14 protein-coding genes are annotated in these 17,163 nt (G+C 66.9%); 6 read left to right on the forward strand and 8 right to left on the reverse strand.

What is annotated here, in order from left to right:
• Positions 1-3: 3 nt before the first annotated feature.
• Both QZH66_RS01415 and QZH66_RS01420 read right to left on the reverse strand, forming a co-directional pair.
• On the reverse strand, positions 4-822 hold the full coding sequence (locus QZH66_RS01415; RefSeq protein ID WP_305804157.1) for an NAD(P)-dependent oxidoreductase: 819 nt from the start codon (positions 820-822) through the stop codon (positions 4-6).
• A gap of 136 nt (positions 823-958) precedes the next feature.
• Positions 959-1,213, reverse strand: a complete 255-nt coding sequence (locus QZH66_RS01420) for a hypothetical protein (RefSeq protein WP_305804158.1) — start codon at positions 1,211-1,213, stop codon at positions 959-961.
• Here QZH66_RS01420 and QZH66_RS01425 point away from each other — a divergent pair.
• Positions 1,200-1,661 (forward strand): hypothetical protein, encoded by a 462-nt coding sequence (locus QZH66_RS01425; protein WP_305804159.1) that lies wholly within the window; start codon positions 1,200-1,202, stop codon positions 1,659-1,661. The two genes, QZH66_RS01420 and QZH66_RS01425, sit on opposite strands and share 14 nt — an antisense overlap.
• An 81-nt stretch (positions 1,662-1,742) precedes the next feature.
• Here QZH66_RS01425 and QZH66_RS01430 read toward each other — a convergent pair whose 3' ends face one another.
• Positions 1,743-2,405, reverse strand: a complete 663-nt coding sequence (locus tag QZH66_RS01430) for a serine/threonine protein kinase (protein ID WP_305804160.1) — start codon at positions 2,403-2,405, stop codon at positions 1,743-1,745.
• A 98-nt stretch (positions 2,406-2,503) separates the two neighbouring features.
• Here QZH66_RS01430 and QZH66_RS01435 point away from each other — a divergent pair, with 98 nt between their 5' ends.
• Positions 2,504-4,519: a bifunctional DedA family/phosphatase PAP2 family protein gene (locus QZH66_RS01435; RefSeq protein ID WP_305804161.1), complete on the forward strand. Its 2,016-nt coding sequence runs from the start codon at positions 2,504-2,506 to the stop codon at positions 4,517-4,519.
• Positions 4,520-4,523: 4 nt separating this feature from the next.
• Here QZH66_RS01435 and QZH66_RS01440 read toward each other — a convergent pair whose 3' ends face one another.
• The 3 genes from QZH66_RS01440 to QZH66_RS01450 form a co-directional block, all read right to left on the reverse strand.
• On the reverse strand, positions 4,524-5,117 hold the full coding sequence (locus QZH66_RS01440; protein ID WP_305804162.1) for an LON peptidase substrate-binding domain-containing protein: 594 nt from the start codon (positions 5,115-5,117) through the stop codon (positions 4,524-4,526).
• 151 nt (positions 5,118-5,268) lie between these two features.
• Entirely contained in the window at positions 5,269-6,705 is a 1,437-nt protein-coding gene (mpl, locus tag QZH66_RS01445; RefSeq protein ID WP_305804163.1) for a UDP-N-acetylmuramate:L-alanyl-gamma-D-glutamyl-meso-diaminopimelate ligase, read from the reverse strand.
• A gap of 329 nt (positions 6,706-7,034) precedes the next feature.
• Positions 7,035-7,598, reverse strand: a complete 564-nt coding sequence (locus tag QZH66_RS01450; protein ID WP_305804164.1) for an adenylate kinase — start codon at positions 7,596-7,598, stop codon at positions 7,035-7,037.
• 139 nt (positions 7,599-7,737) lie between these two features.
• Between QZH66_RS01450 and QZH66_RS01455 the strand changes: the two genes are divergently transcribed.
• Positions 7,738-8,994, forward strand: coding sequence for a 6-phosphofructokinase (locus QZH66_RS01455; protein ID WP_305804165.1), 1,257 nt, complete (start codon positions 7,738-7,740; stop codon positions 8,992-8,994).
• A 108-nt stretch (positions 8,995-9,102) separates the two neighbouring features.
• Here the strand turns inward: QZH66_RS01455 and QZH66_RS01460 are convergent, their stop codons facing one another.
• Positions 9,103-9,573 (reverse strand): hypothetical protein, encoded by a 471-nt coding sequence (locus QZH66_RS01460; RefSeq protein ID WP_305804166.1) that lies wholly within the window; start codon positions 9,571-9,573, stop codon positions 9,103-9,105.
• A 296-nt stretch (positions 9,574-9,869) separates the two neighbouring features.
• Between QZH66_RS01460 and QZH66_RS01465 the strand changes: the two genes are divergently transcribed.
• The 3 genes from QZH66_RS01465 (at position 9,870) to QZH66_RS01475 (ending at position 13,941) form a co-directional block, all read left to right on the forward strand.
• Complete coding sequence (locus QZH66_RS01465; RefSeq protein WP_305804167.1) at positions 9,870-11,897, forward strand: sodium-translocating pyrophosphatase; 2,028 nt, start codon at positions 9,870-9,872, stop codon at positions 11,895-11,897.
• Between the two features lie 229 nt (positions 11,898-12,126).
• A complete protein-coding gene (gene ppa, locus QZH66_RS01470) occupies positions 12,127-12,663 on the forward strand; it encodes an inorganic diphosphatase (protein WP_305804168.1) in 537 nt (178 codons plus the stop codon).
• A gap of 162 nt (positions 12,664-12,825) precedes the next feature.
• Positions 12,826-13,941, forward strand: a complete 1,116-nt coding sequence (locus QZH66_RS01475) for an HDOD domain-containing protein (RefSeq protein WP_305804169.1) — start codon at positions 12,826-12,828, stop codon at positions 13,939-13,941.
• A gap of 295 nt (positions 13,942-14,236) precedes the next feature.
• On the opposite strand, the gene QZH66_RS01480 is transcribed toward QZH66_RS01475, so the two are convergent.
• The gene (locus QZH66_RS01480) at positions 14,237-17,113 is read right to left on the reverse strand and encodes a TonB-dependent receptor (protein WP_305804170.1); all 2,877 of its coding nucleotides are present in this window, start codon (positions 17,111-17,113) and stop codon (positions 14,237-14,239) included.
• Positions 17,114-17,163 lie beyond the last annotated feature (50 nt).

Below are 17,163 nucleotides of genomic sequence, written 5' to 3' on the forward strand. Positions count from 1 at the left end.
GCATCAGTCCAGGAACAGATCCGGCAGCAAGGAACGCGACGGGTCCATCGCGTAGCCGGAAAGATCACTCACGCCGGCCTGCGCCAGCACCTCGTCATCGATCAGGAAGTGGCCGCTGAAACCGGCGGCCGGACGGGTCAGCACCGCATGGGCGGCATCGGCCATGATTTCCGGACGGCGGCACTGGGCCGCGTCCACCCCGGGAATCATGTTGATCGCATCGGTGGCGATCACCGTCCGTGGCCACAGCGCATTGACCGCCACGCCCTGTGGGCCGAACTCGGCGGCCAGTCCCAGGGTGACGAAGCTCATGCCCATCTTGGCCAGCGTGTAACCGGTATGCGGGGCCCACCATTTCGGGTCGAGGCTGGGCGGTGGCGCCAGGGTGAGGATGTGCGGATTGGGTGCCTGCAGCAGGTGCGGCAGACAGGCCTGCGCGCACAGGAAACTGCCGCGCGCGTTGACCTGCTGCATCAGGTCGAAGCGCTTCATCGGCGTGTCCAGCGTGCCGCGCAACCAGATCGCCGAGGCGTTGTTGACCAGGATGTCGATGCCGCCAAAGGTGTCGACCGTGGCCGCGACCGCCGCGCGCACCTGGTCTTCCTCGCGGATATCGCACTTCAACGCCAATCCCTGTCCACCGGCGGCGTTGACCGCCGCGGCCGCGCTGTGGATCGTGCCCGGCAGCTTGGGGTTGGCCACCGCCGACTTGGCGGCAATGGCGACATTGGCGCCATCGCGGGCGGCGCGCAGGGCGATCGCCAGGCCGATGCCACGCGAGGCACCGGTAATGAACAGGGTCTTGCCTTGCAGGGCACTCATACGCACTCCGGTAAGCAGTAAAGCGGTGAGCGCATTATGCCCGCGCCACGAAGCAGGCAGGGCACGGCGCCCGCTGCGGTGCCGGGTGCCCCGGAACACTGCACGTTCATCCGCCACTGCGACAATTGCGCATGGATCAGACACAAGGCTCTTTACCGATGAAAACCACCGTCTGCCTCGGCACGCTACTGCTTTCCCTGTCGCTGGGTGCCTGCCAGCAAACCGCAACGGCGCCGCCACCGGCGCTGGCAGAAGCCACGCCCTCGGACAGCCCTTCCACTGCGCTCAGCCACGCGGTGATCCCCGGCAAAGCAGCCGTCTGGAACGGGTCGCTGGAAGCGTGCCGCGAAGGCGCCTCATCACCGTTGGAAATCTGCATGATCAACAGCATGCGCGCCGATCACGCCAGCACCGAGGCGGTGGTGGTGGCGCAGCGGCTGATTGCCAACGGCAACCCGGGCTACCTCAGTGCCTGGCACGAACAGGACGGTGTGGGTGTGGCCACCCTGGAATATCCGTTCCGCGCCAACCCCAACCAGGGCACCTGGCTGATCGCCAGTGATGGCAGGACGGTGGATGTCGATGCCGACGTGCTGCCGGACGCTGCCCGTCAACGCGACAACGTGAAAACCTTTCTGGCCGCGCACCCGGATGCCTTGCCCTTCGCCGGGGCGCAGGCGGCCGGCACGGCCGCGCTGGCCGATGGGGGCATCCGTCTGCTGTTTTCCACCCCGATGCGCACCTGCCACGCCTGCGCCGATGAAGGCACGCTCACGGTCGGCTACGACTTCGATGCCCAGCGCCGCTTTATCGGCACAGAAGTGCTCGAACTGCGCTGAGTCCGGTCCATGCCAACGCCCTGGTGGCGTTGGCGCACTGCGGCAGTCGAGGATTTTCCGTCCGGCAGAGCGGCAGCTGCCTCAGGGTTTGGGGCCCTGGCCTTCGTTGTCTTCCCAGTGCAGCAGGCGGCGGGTGACGAAGCGATAGAGCGGCTTGCCGGTGGCGAACCACACATCCCGCACCCACGAATGGCGCTTGAGCAGCCGCAACTCCACCGGCGTCAGCGCGGCGCGGCAATACATGCGTTTGTGTTTGAGCAGGTGGCGCAGGTCTTCGCGCGCCAGCAGCCGCATCCAGCGCGAACGCGGCGCGCCGATCACTGCCAGCTGGAAATCGATCAGCGCCGGCGAGCCGTCCTCCAGCACCAGCCAGTTGGCTTCCTTGGCCAGATCGTTGTGGGCGATGCCGCGGCGGTGCACCCGCTGCAGCAGTTTGCGCGCGGCGCGGAAATAGGCCGGATCATCGTGCGGCGGGCGCTGGTACATCGCCGCGCCGGCCATGAAGCTGCGGTCCAGCCAGCGCCCGTCCCAGGCCAGCAGCCGCGGCGTGGCCGGCATGCCGTCGAGCCGTTGCAGCGCACGCGCTTCGCGCCGCGCCAGCCACCACGCCGGCAGCCGCAGCCACAGCGGCGTCGCGGTCAGGTCACGCCGCACGAAACTGCGACCGGCTTCGTGCACCAGCAGGATGCGGCCGAAGCTGTCGGATTTGAGGGCCTCGGTACGGCCGGCGGGAGAAGAATGCATGCCCCTATTCTAGGCGGGCGGGAGCACCGGTTTGCAGACCCGACGGAACCCGGCACGCGGGTGCTGGTCTGATCGGGCCGCCCTCCTATAATCGGCCGATGAATTCCTCCTGGATTGACGCCACGCTTGCGTGGATCGCCTCCCACCCGCTGCTTGCCGGTGCCGTCATCTTCGCCATCGCCTTCAGTGATGCGGTGATCGTGCTGGGCGCGATCGTGCCGGCACTGCCATTGATGATCGCCGTGGGCGTGCTGATCGGCCTGGACCAGATCTCCGGTCCCTATGCGGTGGCCTGCGCCACCCTGGGGGCGTTTGCCGGCGATGGCCTCAGTTACTGGGTTGGCCGCCGCTGGGGGGATCGCATGCGCGGGTTCTGGCCGTTCAGCCGGTATCCGCAGCTGCTGGACCGCGGCGAAGTGATGTTCCGCCGCAACGCCTTCAAGAGCATTCTGGTGGCGCGTTACGTCGGGGCGATCCGGCCGTTCGTGCCGGCCATCGCCGGCATGGCGAACATGCCGTTCGCCCGTTACGCCAAGGCCAGCACGATCGCCTGCCTGTCCTGGGCGGTACTGTTCCTGCTGCCCGGATGGATGCTCGGCCAGGCCTACGATGCGGTGGCGGCGGTGGCCGGGCGACTGTTCCTGGTGGTGGCGCTGCTCGGTGTGATCCTCGGGCTGGTGTGGGCGATCGTGCTGTACAGCTACCGCTGGTGGGCCGCGCGTGTGGATATCTGGCTGGCGCGGCTGCTCGGCTGGTCGCAGCGGCATCCGTGGCTGGGGCGCTACTCGGTGGCCGTGTTCGATCCGCACCGGCGCGAGTCGGTGCCGCTGGCCGTGCTGGCATTGATGCTGTTGCTGCTGGGGTGGGGCTGGTTCGCGCTGTTGATGGCGGTGATGGCCCATGGCGAACCGCTGGCGCTGGATCTGGCCGTGCACCAGGTGATGCTGGCCTTGCGCAATCCGCTGGCCGATTACCCGATGGCGGCACTGGCTTCGCTGGGCGACTGGCAGGTGCTGCTGCCGGCGATCGGGGTGGGCATGGGGTATCTGCTGTGGCGCCGGCGCTGGATGGCGGCTGCCCATTGGCTGGCTGCGCTGGCCTTCGGTCTGGCGCTGACCAAACTGCTGGGCGCGACCATGCATGTGGTGCGGCCGCCGGCGGCCAGCAGCGGTTTCGGTTTTCCCTCGGTGTCGGTGACGATGGCCACCATCACCTTCGGTTTCTTCGCGGTGCTGATCGCGCGCGAGCTGCCCGGCCGTACCCGCGTTTGGCCGTACCTGCTGTCCGGCGCGGTGGTCACCATCATCGGATTCGCGCGGCTGTATCTGGGCGCGCACTGGCTCAGTGATGTCATCGGCGGAATGCTGTTCGGCATCTTCTGGCTGCTGGTGCTGGGCATCGCCTACCGTCGCCGCTTCAACCGCTCGTTCTGGGTCAAGCCGGCGGCGTGGCTGTTCTACGGCAGCTTCCTGCTTGCCGCGTTCTGGTATGCGCCACGCGATATCGCCACCAAGCTGGCCAAGTTCGAACCCGCCCCCGAGGCCCTGCACGAACTGGATGCCCGCCAGTGGTGGATCCAGGCGTGGCGTGAGCTGCCCGCGCGCCGCAACGAATTCGATGACGACCAGCGCTGGCCATTGGACGTGCAGGTCGCCGGCCCGCTGGCGCCGCTGCAACAGCAGCTGGAAAGCCAGGGCTGGCATCTGCAGGCACAGGCCGGCTGGGAGCAGGCGTTGCTGATGCTCGACGTGAAAACCGCTGCACGCGACGTGCCGGTGTTGCCGGCCACGCTCGATACCCACGTCGAATCGCTGCTGATGCTGCGCCCGGGCGACCAGCCCGGGGAAATGTATGCGCTGCGGCTGTGGCCGGCGCCGGCGCGCCTGCAACCCGGCAACACGCCGTTGTGGCTGGGCAGCGCCCAGACGTTGCACTTCCAGCGCTACTTCCGGCTGTTCGGCCTGTGGCTGCCGCTGCGCGGGGTCGATCCGGCCCTCCATGCGCTCAAGCAGGCGCTGGGACCGCTGCCCCGCCGCGATGATCTGCATCCGGAAACGGACATGCAGATGCTGCTGATCCGCAGCGATACGGTCACCGCGGGCGCGGCGCCGTAACCTGCTACACCGCCGTGGCGGGGATCCACGCCAGCAACTGATCCAGGCGCCGGTGCGGATCGTGCTGCTGCAACAGCTGCAGGCGCTGTGCATCGGCCAGCGGCAACAGCTCGGCCAGTCGCCAGCCGACCCAGGCGGTCTGGTCCATCAGCGCCGGGCCGGCGCCGGCAAACTCGCCCCCGGCCTGCTCCAGTATCCGCTCCAGCAGGGTCCCCAACAGCGCGTGCTCGGGCCGCAGCTCGTCATCGCTGTCCGGCTCGCACCACTGCACATCGGCGATCACCTGGCCGTTGTCCTGCAGGTGCGTGCGCAGCACCTGGAACCGGCGCGCGCCGCGCAGACGCAGGACCAGCACGCCATCGGCACCGACGTCGAAATCCTCGATCCGCGCCTCCACCCCCCATGCCGCCGGCGTGGCCGGGGCGCCGACCTCTTCCCCGTCCTCGATCAGGCACACCCCAAAGCCGGTGCCCTGGCGCCCGCACTCGCGGACCATGTCCAGATAGCGGCGCTCGAACACCCGCAGGCCCAAGGCGGCACCGGGCAACAACACCGCATGCAGCGGGAACAGGGGCAGGGTTTGTTCGTCGATCGTCATGGCTTGAAACGGGACTTGCCCGGCACGGGAGTACCGGCCGATGGTAACCCCGGGCCCGGCACCGGGCCGTATCCGGCCAGCACCTGCAAGCGCCAACCGTGGCCATCACGGCTGCCAGGCGCCCATTGCCGGGGGTTGAAGCGGCCGCGTGTCAGCCGCGCTGCAACTGCGCCAGGAAGCGGCGCGGGGCGTCGTCAAAACCACCATTGGACATGAACACCACGTGGTCGCCGGGCCGCACCAGCGCGCCCAGTTGCCCCAGCAGGGCGTCGGTATTCGGCACCGCCTGGGCCTGGCCGCGCACCGCCGCGATCACCGCACCGGCATCCCATGGCAGCTCGGCACGCTGCAGGAACACCACCGCATCGGCGATATCCAGCGACGGCGCCAGCGCATCGGCATGCGCGCCCAGCCGCATCGAATTGCTGCGCGGCTCCATCGCCACCACGATCCGCGCCGCCCCGACCCTGGCCCGCAACCCCTGCAACGTGGTGTGGATGGCGGTGGGATGGTGGGCGAAATCGTCGTAGAGGGTGACCCCCGCCGCTGCGCCGATCACCTCCAGACGACGCTTGACGCTCTGGAAACGCGCCAGCGCGGGCACCACCGCCGCCACGTCCACCCCCACCGCATGCGCCGCCGCCAGCGCGGCCAGGCCGTTGAGCACGTTGTGGCGTCCGAGCAGCGGCCATTCCACGGTGGCCAGCCGCTGGCCGCGATGCAATACGTCAAAGGCACTACCGTCGTCGCGGACCAGCTGCGCGCTCCATTCCAGCGCCGGATCGAATCCGAAGCGCTCCACCGGCGTCCAGCAGCCCATCGCCAGCACCTCGTCCAGGTAGCGGTCGTCACCGTTGACGATCAGCCGGCCGTGGCCCGGCACCGTGCGCACCAGATGGTGGAACTGGCGCTGGATCGCGGCCACGTCCGGGAAGATGTCGGCGTGGTCGTATTCGAGGTTGTTGAGGATGGCCACCCGCGGCCGGTAATGCACGAACTTGCTGCGCTTGTCGAAGAACGCGGTGTCGTATTCGTCGGCCTCCACCACGAACAGCGGCCGCTCGGCGACGCCCGCCAGGTTGCGTGTTTCTCCACTGGCGGGCGCTTCACCGGCCGCGCTCGCGCGCAGCGGCCGCCCCAATCGCGCCGACACCCCGAAATCCTCGGCCACGCCGCCAATCAGGAACCCCGGCTCGCGCCCGGCCGCCTGCAGCAGGAAGGCCAGGATCGTCGTGGTCGTGGTCTTGCCGTGGGTACCGGCCACCGCCAGCGTGTCGCGCCCGGGCAACACCCGTTCGGACAGCCATTGCGCCCCGGAGGTATAGCGCCGGCCGGCATCGAGCACCGCTTCCACCGCGGCATTGCCGCGCGAGAGCGCATTGCCGACCACGATCTCCTCGCAATCGGCGGAGATATTCTGTGGCAGATACCCTTGCGACAGGCGGATCCCCAGCATTTCCAGCTGGGTCGACATCGGCGGATACACCGCCTGGTCACTGCCTTCGACCTGGTACCCCAGTTCGCGTGCCAAAGCGGCCACGCCGCCCATGAAAGTACCGGCAATGCCGAGAATATGGATCTTGCTCATGCCGCCGATTGTCGCCGATGGGCGCGGGGGCGGGAACCATCTGCGGCGGCACGTCCGCCGCTGTAGGGAAAATCCCGATACCGGCAAACCGGCGGACTGTCCACAATGCCCGCAGCCAGCCGCAGTATCCCTCCGGTCCTACTCCCCAAGAGGCCATCCCCAGGGAGCTCACGCTGCGGGGCATTGAGCACGCCCTCCTGCTGGCATCTACAACGCAAACGCCCGGATCCACCTCGTGGGTCCGGGCGTTTTCGTATCGATCTGCCGCAACGGCCAGCCCCTGCCATGCCGAACCGCGGGCCGCCGCCACTGGACGACCCGCGATGCTGTCAGCGCTTCAGCGCGGCCAGAATCCGTGCCAGCACGGCTTCCAGCGAACCCACGCCATCGACCTTGGCCAGTGTGCCGCGACCTGCGTAGAAGCCGATCACCGGCGCGGTGGAATCGTTGTAGACCTGCAGGCGCTTGCGTACCGATTCGGGATTGTCGTCCTCGCGGCCTTCGGCCTGGGCGCGACCGGCAATGCGCTCGACCAGCAGCTCGGTCGCCACATCCAACTGCACCACCGCATCGAGCGGCTGGCCGATCTTGGCCAGCAGGCCATCCAGCGCATTGGCCTGGGCCACGTTGCGCGGATAACCGTCCAGGATGAAACCGTTGGCGACGTCGGCGCGCCCCAGGCGGCTTTCCAGCATGCCCAGCAGGATGTCGTCGGACACCAGATCGCCCCGCGCCATCACTTCCTTGGCCTGTACACCCAGCGGGGTGCCGGCGGCCACTTCGGCGCGCAACAGGTCACCGGTGGAAATGTGCGGAATCTGCAGCTCTTCCTTCAGGCGGCTCGCCTGTGTGCCTTTGCCCGAACCGGGCGGTCCCAACAGAACCAATCGCATTCCTGACTCCCATATGTAGAAAAATCGGGACGGACAGCGGCGTTAGACTCGAGGGCCGATTCACGCTGCACCGCAATAAGCGCAGCTTACCGCATCCGGATATTGTCCCGGAAATGTCCCCTGCAGGAGTCCGTCCCCCATGTCCCAAGGCACCTTGCTCTACGCCCAGTCCGGTGGTGTCACCGCCGTCATCAACGCCACCGCCGCGGCCGTTATCGGCGAAGCCAGGGCCAGCAAAGTCAAGGTGTTGGCCGCCCGCAACGGCATTCTCGGCGCGCTGCGCGAAGACCTGATCGACACCACCCGGGAATCGGCCGCCGCCATCGCCGCGCTGGCCCACACCCCCGGCGGCGCGTTCGGCTCATGCCGCTACAAGCTCAAATCGCTCGACGCCGACCGTGCCCGATACGAGCGCCTGCTGCAGGTATTCAAGGCCCATGACGTGCGGTATTTCCTCTACAACGGCGGCAACGATTCGGCCGATACCGCCTTGAAGGTCTCGCAGCTGGCCAGGACCTTCGGCTATCCGCTGGCCTGCATCGGCGTGCCCAAGACCATCGACAACGACCTGGCCGTCACCGACACCTGCCCGGGCTTTGGCTCGGCGGCCAAATACACCGCGGTGTCGGTGCGTGAAGCGGCGCTGGACGTGGCCGCCATGGCCGAAACCTCGACCCGCGTGTTCATCTACGAGGCGATGGGCCGCCACGCCGGCTGGCTGGCCGCCGCGGCGGGGCTGGCCGGCGAAACCGCCGATGACGCCCCGCAGATCATCCTGCTGCCCGAGCGCGCCTATGACCAAGCCGCGTTCCTGGCCAAGGTGAAACAGGTGGTGGAGAAGGTCGGTTTCTGTGTGGTGGTCGCCAGCGAAGGCATCCACACCGCCGATGGCCGCTTTGTCGCCGATGCCGGCAGCGGCACCGATTCGTTCGGCCACACCCAGCTGGGCGGCGTCGCCTCGCACCTGGCCGCGCGGGTCAAGGATCAGCTCGGTTACAAGGTCCACTGGACCGTACCGGACTACCTGCAGCGCTCGGCCCGGCATATCGCCTCCAGGACCGACTGGGAACAGGCCCAGGCCGTCGGCAAGGCCGCGGTGCAGTTCGCACTGAAGGGGCAGAACTCGGTGATGCCGGTGATCGTGCGCACCTCCGACGCACCGTATCGCTGGAAGATCGAAGCGGCGCCCCTGAGCAAAATCGCCAACCGCGAGAAGAAGTTGCCGGCCGGGTTCATCCGCCGCGACGGCTTCGGCATCACCGAAAGAGCCCGCATTTACCTGCAACCGCTGATCCGCGGCGAAGCGCCGCTGCCGTACGGCCGCGACGGCCTGCCCAAATACGTCACGCTGAAGAACGTGGCGGTGGCGAAGAAGCTGGTCGCATGGGAAGGCTGAGGCCTGCCGCGGCAAAGATGGTATCGGTGCAGCTGCCGGCACCGCTGCGCTGCAAACCGCAAAAGGGCCGCGAATGAAGCCCTTTTGCGTTCATGGCGACCGCCACGGTTATCGCTCTCTGCAGGTTTTCCCGGTGACGCCGAGAGTAGCCGAGTACGCTGGCAACGCCGCCAACCGACCTGCGGCAGCCTGCGCCTTGGCGTCCTGCAGATAGACCCGGCTCTGCCCTTGTCCGTCCAGCGACAGCGTCTGGCCGGCCGGTTTGCGCCAGATCTCGATCATCGCCTGCCGGGACGGACAGCGTGCCGAGGGAATCCGCACCACTTCGTTGAGCACCCAGCCCGCGGCTGTGGAGGGCGTGACCTTGTCAGCGTCCAGGAAGACCGCGCGCGGCTGGCATTGTGGATGGGTGCGCACCAGCGCGATGGCATAAGGCTTGGCCGCCTCGCCGGTGAAGCGTCCTTCGATGCGGGTACAGGCTTCGGGAATCTGCCGCACCGTGTGCGCCGTGCCGTCCTCCTGAGCCGTTGCGGCCGGCCGTTCGATTTCCGCCCGGGGCGGTGCGGCAAGGGCGTGCACGCCAGGCAGCACAAGGACCAGCAACAGAAACGTACGTCGTGACATTCCACCTCTCCAGCACGTTGAAGCTGGCAAGGCTGCCGGTGCCGTGCTGAACCCGGAAACAAAATGCATCGGCGCTGGCGGCGCAGACAGCTGCCAGTCATACTCGGGCCGCTCCAGGGATTGTTGAACACCGCGACACGTACCACAGCCGCCGACGCGGCTCCGGGTCTGTTCCGTTGCTTCCGTGTGCCCGGCGTGTGCTCCTGTGTTCGTCCATTTGCTGGATCGCATCCACCAACGTTGGAGGGGTCATGCTCGAACACTACGGTCTTGGGCTTGCGCTGGTCTGCGCGGCAGTCGCCATCCTTTACGGCATCATTTCGGCCCGCTGGATACTCCGGCAACCGGCCGGCAACGCCCGCATGCAGGAGATCGCCGCCGCGATCCAGGAAGGCGCACGCGCCTACCTCAACCGCCAGTACCTGACCATCGCCGTGGCCGGCGGAGTGCTGTTCGTACTGGTGGGCGTGTTCCTGAACTGGTACACCGCGATCGGTTTTGCGATCGGCGCGGTGCTGTCCGGCGCGGCCGGCTACATCGGCATGAACGTCTCGGTGCGCGCCAATGTGCGCACGGCCGAGGCCGCCCGCCATGGGCTGGGCGCGGCGATGGATGTCGCGTTCCGCGGCGGTGCGATCACCGGCATGCTGGTGGTCGGCCTGGGCCTGCTGGGCGTGGCCGGCTACTACCTGGTGCTGCAGCGGCTGGGACTGAGCCAGGCCGACAACCTGCACGCGCTGGTCGGGCTGGCGTTCGGTAGCTCGCTGATCTCGATCTTCGCGCGACTGGGCGGCGGCATTTTCACCAAGGGCGCGGACGTGGGCGCCGACCTGGTCGGCAAGGTCGAAGCCGGCATTCCGGAGGATGACCCGCGCAACCCGGCAGTGATTGCCGACAACGTCGGCGACAACGTCGGCGACTGCGCGGGCATGGCCGCGGATCTGTTCGAGACCTATGCGGTGACGGTGATCGCCACCATGCTGCTGGGCGGCATGATGCTGGCCGAGGTCGGCCGCAACGCGGTGCTGTTCCCGCTGGTGCTGGGCGGGGTGTCGATCATCGCCTCGATCATCGGCACCTTCTTCGTCAAGGTGAAGCCCGGCGGCTCGATCATGGGCGCGCTGTACAAGGGCGTGATCGTCTCGGCGGTATTGGCCGCGATCGCGTTCTGGCCGGTCACCACCCGGCTGATGGCCGACTCGCCTTACGGCGCAACCAATTTGTACATCTGCGCGTTGATCGGGCTGGTGCTGACCGGCCTGATCGTGTGGATCACCGAGTACTACACCGGCACCCAGTTCAAACCGGTGCAGCACATCGCGCAGGCCTCGACCACCGGCCATGGCACCAACATCATTGCCGGGCTCGGGGTATCGATGAAATCCACTGCGCTGCCGGTGGTGGCGATATGCGTGGCGATCTGGTTTTCCTACCTGCATGGCGGCCTTTACGGCATCGCCATCGCTGCCACCGCGATGCTGTCGATGGCCGGGATGATCGTGGCACTGGATGCCTACGGCCCGATCACCGACAACGCCGGGGGCATCGCCGAAATGGCCGAGCTGCCCGCGGAAATCCGCGCCATCACCGACCCGCTCGATGCGGTCGGCAACACCACCAAGGCGGTGACCAAGGGCTATGCGATCGGTTCGGCGGCGCTGGCCGCGCTGGTGCTGTTCGCCGACTACACCCACAACCTGCAACTGGCCAACCCCGGGGCGGTGTTCACCTTCGACCTGTCCGACCACACGGTGATCATCGGCCTGCTGATCGGCGGGCTGATCCCGTATCTGTTCGGGGCGATGGCGATGGAGGCCGTGGGCCGTGCCGCCGGCGCGGTGGTGGAGGAGGTCCGCCGCCAGTTCCGCGAAATCCCCGGGATCATGCAGGGCACCGGCAAGCCCGACTACTCGCGCGCGGTGGACATGCTGACCCGCTCGGCGATCCGCGAAATGATCGTGCCCTCGCTGCTGCCGGTGGCGGTGCCGATCGTGGTGGGCCTGCTGCTCGGCCCCAAGGCACTGGGCGGCCTGTTGATCGGCACCATCGTCACCGGGCTGTTCGTGGCGATCTCGATGACCACCGGCGGCGGCGCCTGGGACAACGCCAAGAAGTACATCGAGGATGGCCATCATGGCGGCAAGGGCAGCGAGGCGCACAAGGCCGCGGTCACCGGTGACACGGTCGGCGATCCGTACAAGGACACCGCCGGCCCGGCGATCAACCCGCTGATCAAGATCATCAATATCGTCGCGCTGCTGCTGGTGCCGTTGCTCTGAGTCGAACCGTTCTTGCGCCCTTCCCCCCGCCTGCGGGGGAAGGCTGCGGCATGCGGCGCGGCAGCCCCACCCCGGACCGCCGCGCCCCCACGGACGCTCCCGCCCTCGGCGAGGCGGGCGGGCCATGGCGGGACAGCACAGGGCTTGACCCGCGGCCCCGCTTTGGTGCGCCGCAATACTCCTGCGCGTAGAATGGTGCCCTTTCCCGCATCATTATTCGGAGCAGCGCATGGGTCTGGAACTCGTCTCTCCCGGCAAGAACCCGCCGGAAGAAATCAACGTCATCATCGAGATCCCCAAGGATTCCGAGCCGGTGAAGTACGAAGTGGACAAGGACAGTGGCGCGATCTTCGTCGACCGCATCCTTTCCACCCCGATGCGCTACCCCTGCAACTACGGCTATGTGCCCAACACCCTGTGCGGCGATGGCGATCCGGCCGACGTGCTGGTGGTGCTGCCGCTGCCGCTGATTCCCGGTTGCGTGGTCCGGTGCCGGCCGGTGGGCGTGCTGAAGATGAGTGACGAGGCGGGCAGCGACGAGAAGATCCTCGCCGTGCCGGTGGCCAAGATCTTCAGTGGCTATGCCCATGTCGAGGATATCGACCAGGTGTCCAGCCACTGGCTCGAGCGTATCGGCCACTTCTTCGAGCACTACAAGGATCTGGAGAAGGGCAAGTGGGTCAAGCTGGAAGGCTGGGGCGGCGCGGCGGAAGCCAAGCGCATCCTGGTCGACGCCAACCAGGCCTATCTGGCCACACTGGCCTGAGTGCCAGCGACGCAGCGGCAGCCCCCACGGGAGCTGTCGCCAGCGACCGGCGTCACGTTTTACTTCCGGCAGGCATGACCCTGCACTGCGGTTTCGCTACATTAAGCGGTCGGTTATCCGGGCTGACCGGTTCAGGCCGCGCGTTCTTTTTGGGGAAGTGTCTTGCGTATTCTGCTTGTCGGTGACGAGGCCAGCCTGCCGGCTGAACTGAGTGATTACATTGGTGATCTTGGCGAGGAATGGCAGGTGCAGACCGTGCCCGACGGCAACGCCGCCATCTCAGCCGTGGCCACATCCAGTATCGACGCGGTGATCGTGGCCCCGGTGTTGCCGGACCTGACCGCGGCTACCCTGCTCGGGCAGATGCGCACGCTGCGCCCGGAAACCATCCGCATCGCGCTGATCGATGCCAACGCCAGCCATCGTCCGCCGTCGGCACGCATCATCGGCATGGCCCACCGTTTCCTGCCGCTGCCGCTGGCGCCGGAAGTGCTGCTGGAAGCGCTGACCAGCCTGGAAGAACTGCGCGAGCTGCTCGACAGCCCACGCCTGCGCTCGTCGATCGGGCGTATCGAAAAGCTGCCCTCGCCGCCGCACCTGTATCTGAGCCTGATGCATGCGCTGGAAGAGGATGACGACAGCAGCACCGAGGATATCGCCAAGCTGGTCGCTGCCGACCCGGCGATCGCCGCCAAGGTACTGCAGCTGTCCAACTCGGCCTTTTTCAACAACGGCCGCGCCATCTCCGATCTGCGCGGCGCCGTCACCCGCCTGGGCCTGGCCACGCTGCGCGACCTGGTATTGGCCAGCGAAGTGTTTTCGGCCCAGTCGCTGTCCACTACCGAGCGCAACGCGCTGCAGGCGCGGGCGCTGACCGCCTCGCGCCTGGCCGCGAAGATGCTGCCCGAATCCAGCGCGCAGCTCGGTGCCACCGCCGCCCTGCTGGCCGATATCGGCCTGCTGCTGCCGGGGGTGCGCAACGAGCATGATCCTGCCGAGGAAGGCGACGACCGTCCCGGACACGCCGAGGCCGGCGCCTATCTGCTGGGCCTGTGGGGGCTGCCGATGCCGATCATCGAAGCCGTCGCGTTCCACCTGCAGCCGCAGCGCTCCAACATCCGCAGTTTCTGGGTCACCGGCGCGGTCCACGTGGCCACCGCGCTGGCCAGCGGCCTGCCGGTCGACGAGCAGTACCTGGCGCGCGTCGGCGTCGCCGCCAAGCTCGACGGCTGGCGCAACAGCGCCAATGACCTGATCACGCTGCCCGCAGACGCGTAAGCCTGCCCGTGTAGCTGCCGGCTCCGGCGGCTGCCTTTCGAAACCGCCACAAGCCGGGCCGCACAGTGCGCCCAGTGTCAGTGTGTCCGGGCGCGGCTGCATGCGCCCGCCCCTTCTGCCGCCTTGGGTAGTGCCACATCCGGCATAGCCGCTGCCGTGCTGTGGGGTACGCGGCGTGCGTGATCGCGCCGCGCCATCGGCGCGATGTGAAGTGGCGCACCTGTTCGTCGCCACCACAGAAAAGGGCGGACCTTGCGGTCCGCCCTCTTGGCTTGCGTCAGCGTGCTTCAGTGGATCAGAAGCGCTGGGTGTACTTCATGTAGATGAAACGACCGATGTCGAAACCACCGTAGTACGGGAAGTTCGAGTTCGGCTGGGTGAACATGATCGGACCCTGGTGGTTGAACACGTTGTTCGCACCCACCGCGATCGTCGCATCCCACGGGGCCTGCCAGTTGACCTGCAGATCATGGAACGTGTTGGACCCGACCTTGCGCAGGGCATCACGCTCGCCATTGGCGATGTGGTCCGGCTGCGTGCAGGGACGACCGGCGATGCAGCTTTCCTTCATACCCGAGTAGTAACGGGCCATGTAGGAAACACCGAAGTCGCCCATTGCCCAGGTGACGCCCATGTTCGAGCGAACGCGGAACAGGCCGGCCTCGCCGACGCGACCGATGGTGATGTTGTCACCGGCGCTGTTCTGGCCCTGCTCGTCGTAGCTGGCCAGGTAGCTGGTCTGCCAGTCGATGGCGAAGTTGCCGATCGCCATTTCCGGCAGACGGTACTTGATGCCCAGGTCGTAACCTTCGGTTTCCATCTGACCGAGATTGGCCAGGCCGTAGGTCATGCTGCTGATGTGGCCATCCGAGGCGCGGGTGATGCCGGCGCAGCGGCTTGCGTCGCCCAGCACATAGCAGTCACGCAGGATGCGGTCGACACTGTCACCGATGATCATGTCCTTGATCTCGTAACGGTACCAATCCAGCGAGATGTCCAGACCCTGCACCCAACGCGGGCTCCACACCATACCCACGGTCTTGCTGGTGGAGGTTTCCGGCTTCAGGTTCGGGTTGGAACCGGAGATGAACTGGTCCGGCGTGGCGCACGGGTAGGAGTCGCACGGAATCAGGCCCTGGCCCAGCTGCACGTAACCCGGCGCAACGCCGGCAGCGGTACAGGCGGCATTGCCGTTGACGCTGTTGGTGGCATCGATGCCGCAGGGATCGGTGTAACGCTCGAAGCTGCTGTTGATGCCGCCGTACAGATCGTCGATCGTCGGCGCACGGAAGCCCTGGGCGTAGGTACCGCGAACCAGCAGTTCACCCATCGGGCGCCATACGAAACCGAACTTGGAGTTCAGCGTGTCACCGAAATTGCTGTAGTCCGAGTAACGGCTGGCAACGTTGAAGCTCAGTTCCTTGGCGAACGGCATGTCGGCCAGCACCGGAACGTTCAGCTCCAGGTAGACCTCGTCCAGGTCGTACTTGCCGGACGTGGTGGTGGACCCCAGGCCGGTGCTCTGGCCCGACTGCGCGAACGCATCGGGAACATAGCGGCCCTGCTCTTCACGGTGCTCCACGCCCATCGCCACGCCCAGATCACCGGCCGGCAGGGTCACGATCGAACCTGCGATGTTGGCGGTGAAGCTGGTGGTCTTGGTGGTGCCGGTGTTGGTGAAGGTCGGGAACAGGAATTCCTGCGTCGCCGCATCCGCCAGCGAGCCCGGGCCAGCCACGCCATACGGCAGCAACGGGTTCCACGGACGGCAATCGGACAGCGCAACCGGCTTGGCCGCGGTACCGCACTGGGCCACGCCATTGGCGTTGATGAACGAAGTCCCCAGGGCCTGCTCGGCGGCAATCAGGCTTATGTCGCCACGGCCGGTCTTGGTGATTTCGTTGCGGTTCCACAGCGCGCCGACGTCCCAATCCCAGGTCTTGCCGGCGAAGTCGAAGTAGCCTTCCAGGCTCGGCGCAAAGCGCAGGGTCTTCAGCTTGCTTTCGGTGGTGCGCGGCATTTCCCACAGACGACGACGGAACGTGGTCTCCTGGCCGGGATTCGGGTTGAACGCGCTGTCACCCGCCATCGGCGTTCCAAAGGAAGCCGACTGGTACGGATAGCCGGCGATCTGCTGGTTGGTGGTGCGCTCGTTGTAGATCACATCCGTGTTCAGGGTGATCGCGTCGGTGAAGTCGTAGTTGCCGTTGACGTACAGCGACTTGCGCTCGATACCGGTGGACACCATCATCTGCTCGTTGGCATTGACGGAGTCGGCGCCGGTCTGCAGGCGGTAGTCGGCGCGGTTGGCCGGATTCCCACCGTCCTTCAGCGTGTACCACTTCACATCGGCCGGAGCGACATAGCCCGGCTGGCCTTCCTTGATGCCCGGCGTGCTGCACGGGTCGCAGAACGAACCCTTTTCATTGATGGTGCTGAAACCGGCGCCCGGATAGTTCGGGCCGGCGCTGCCGGAGGCGCTGAAGCTGCGATCCTTCGCCCACACCGGGTTGGCCTTGTAGTACTCGGCCGACATGGTGATGCCGCCGCGCTCGCCTTCCGAGCCCAGGGTGAAGGAATACTGGTTGATGTCGCCGTCGCCTTCGCCGTACTGGCCGACATAGACGCTGGCTTCGGCCCCGTCGAAACGCTTGCGGGTGATCACGTTGACCACGGCGGCAATGGCGTCCGAACCGTAGATGGCCGACGCGCCGTCCTTCAGGATCTCGATGCGCTCAACCGCGCCCATCGGGATCTGGCTCAGATCCTGCAGGCCGGCGGTGGTGGCGCCCAGGCGCTTGCCATTCATCAGTACCAGCGTGCGCTGCGCGCCGAGGTTGCGGATATCGACGTAGTAGCCACCCACGTTCTCGCCCGAGGCCAGCGGCTCGGAACGCGAGATGGCCGGCGAGCCGGCCGAGGTCAGGTTCTGCAGCACGTCGGCAACACTGGTGAAGCCCTGCTTCTCCAGCGCTTCGCGGGTCAGGGTGATGACCGGCTGCTGGGTTTCCATGTCGGCGCCGCGGATACGCGAGCCGGTAACCTGGATGCGGTCCAGTTCGGTCGCACCGGACGCCGGGGCGGCCTGTGCGAAAGCGACAGCCGGCGTCAGCGCAATTGCGATACCGGCGGGCAGCAAGCCCAACCGCACTGCGGGAGTACGAAAATTCATCAATCTCTCCAGTTACGTTAGTGGCGTGTTAAACACCACTGAACGTTACG

Origin of the sequence: Stenotrophomonas sp. YIM B06876, from assembly GCF_030711595.1 — a bacterium.
GTDB lineage: Bacteria > Pseudomonadota > Gammaproteobacteria > Xanthomonadales > Xanthomonadaceae > Stenotrophomonas.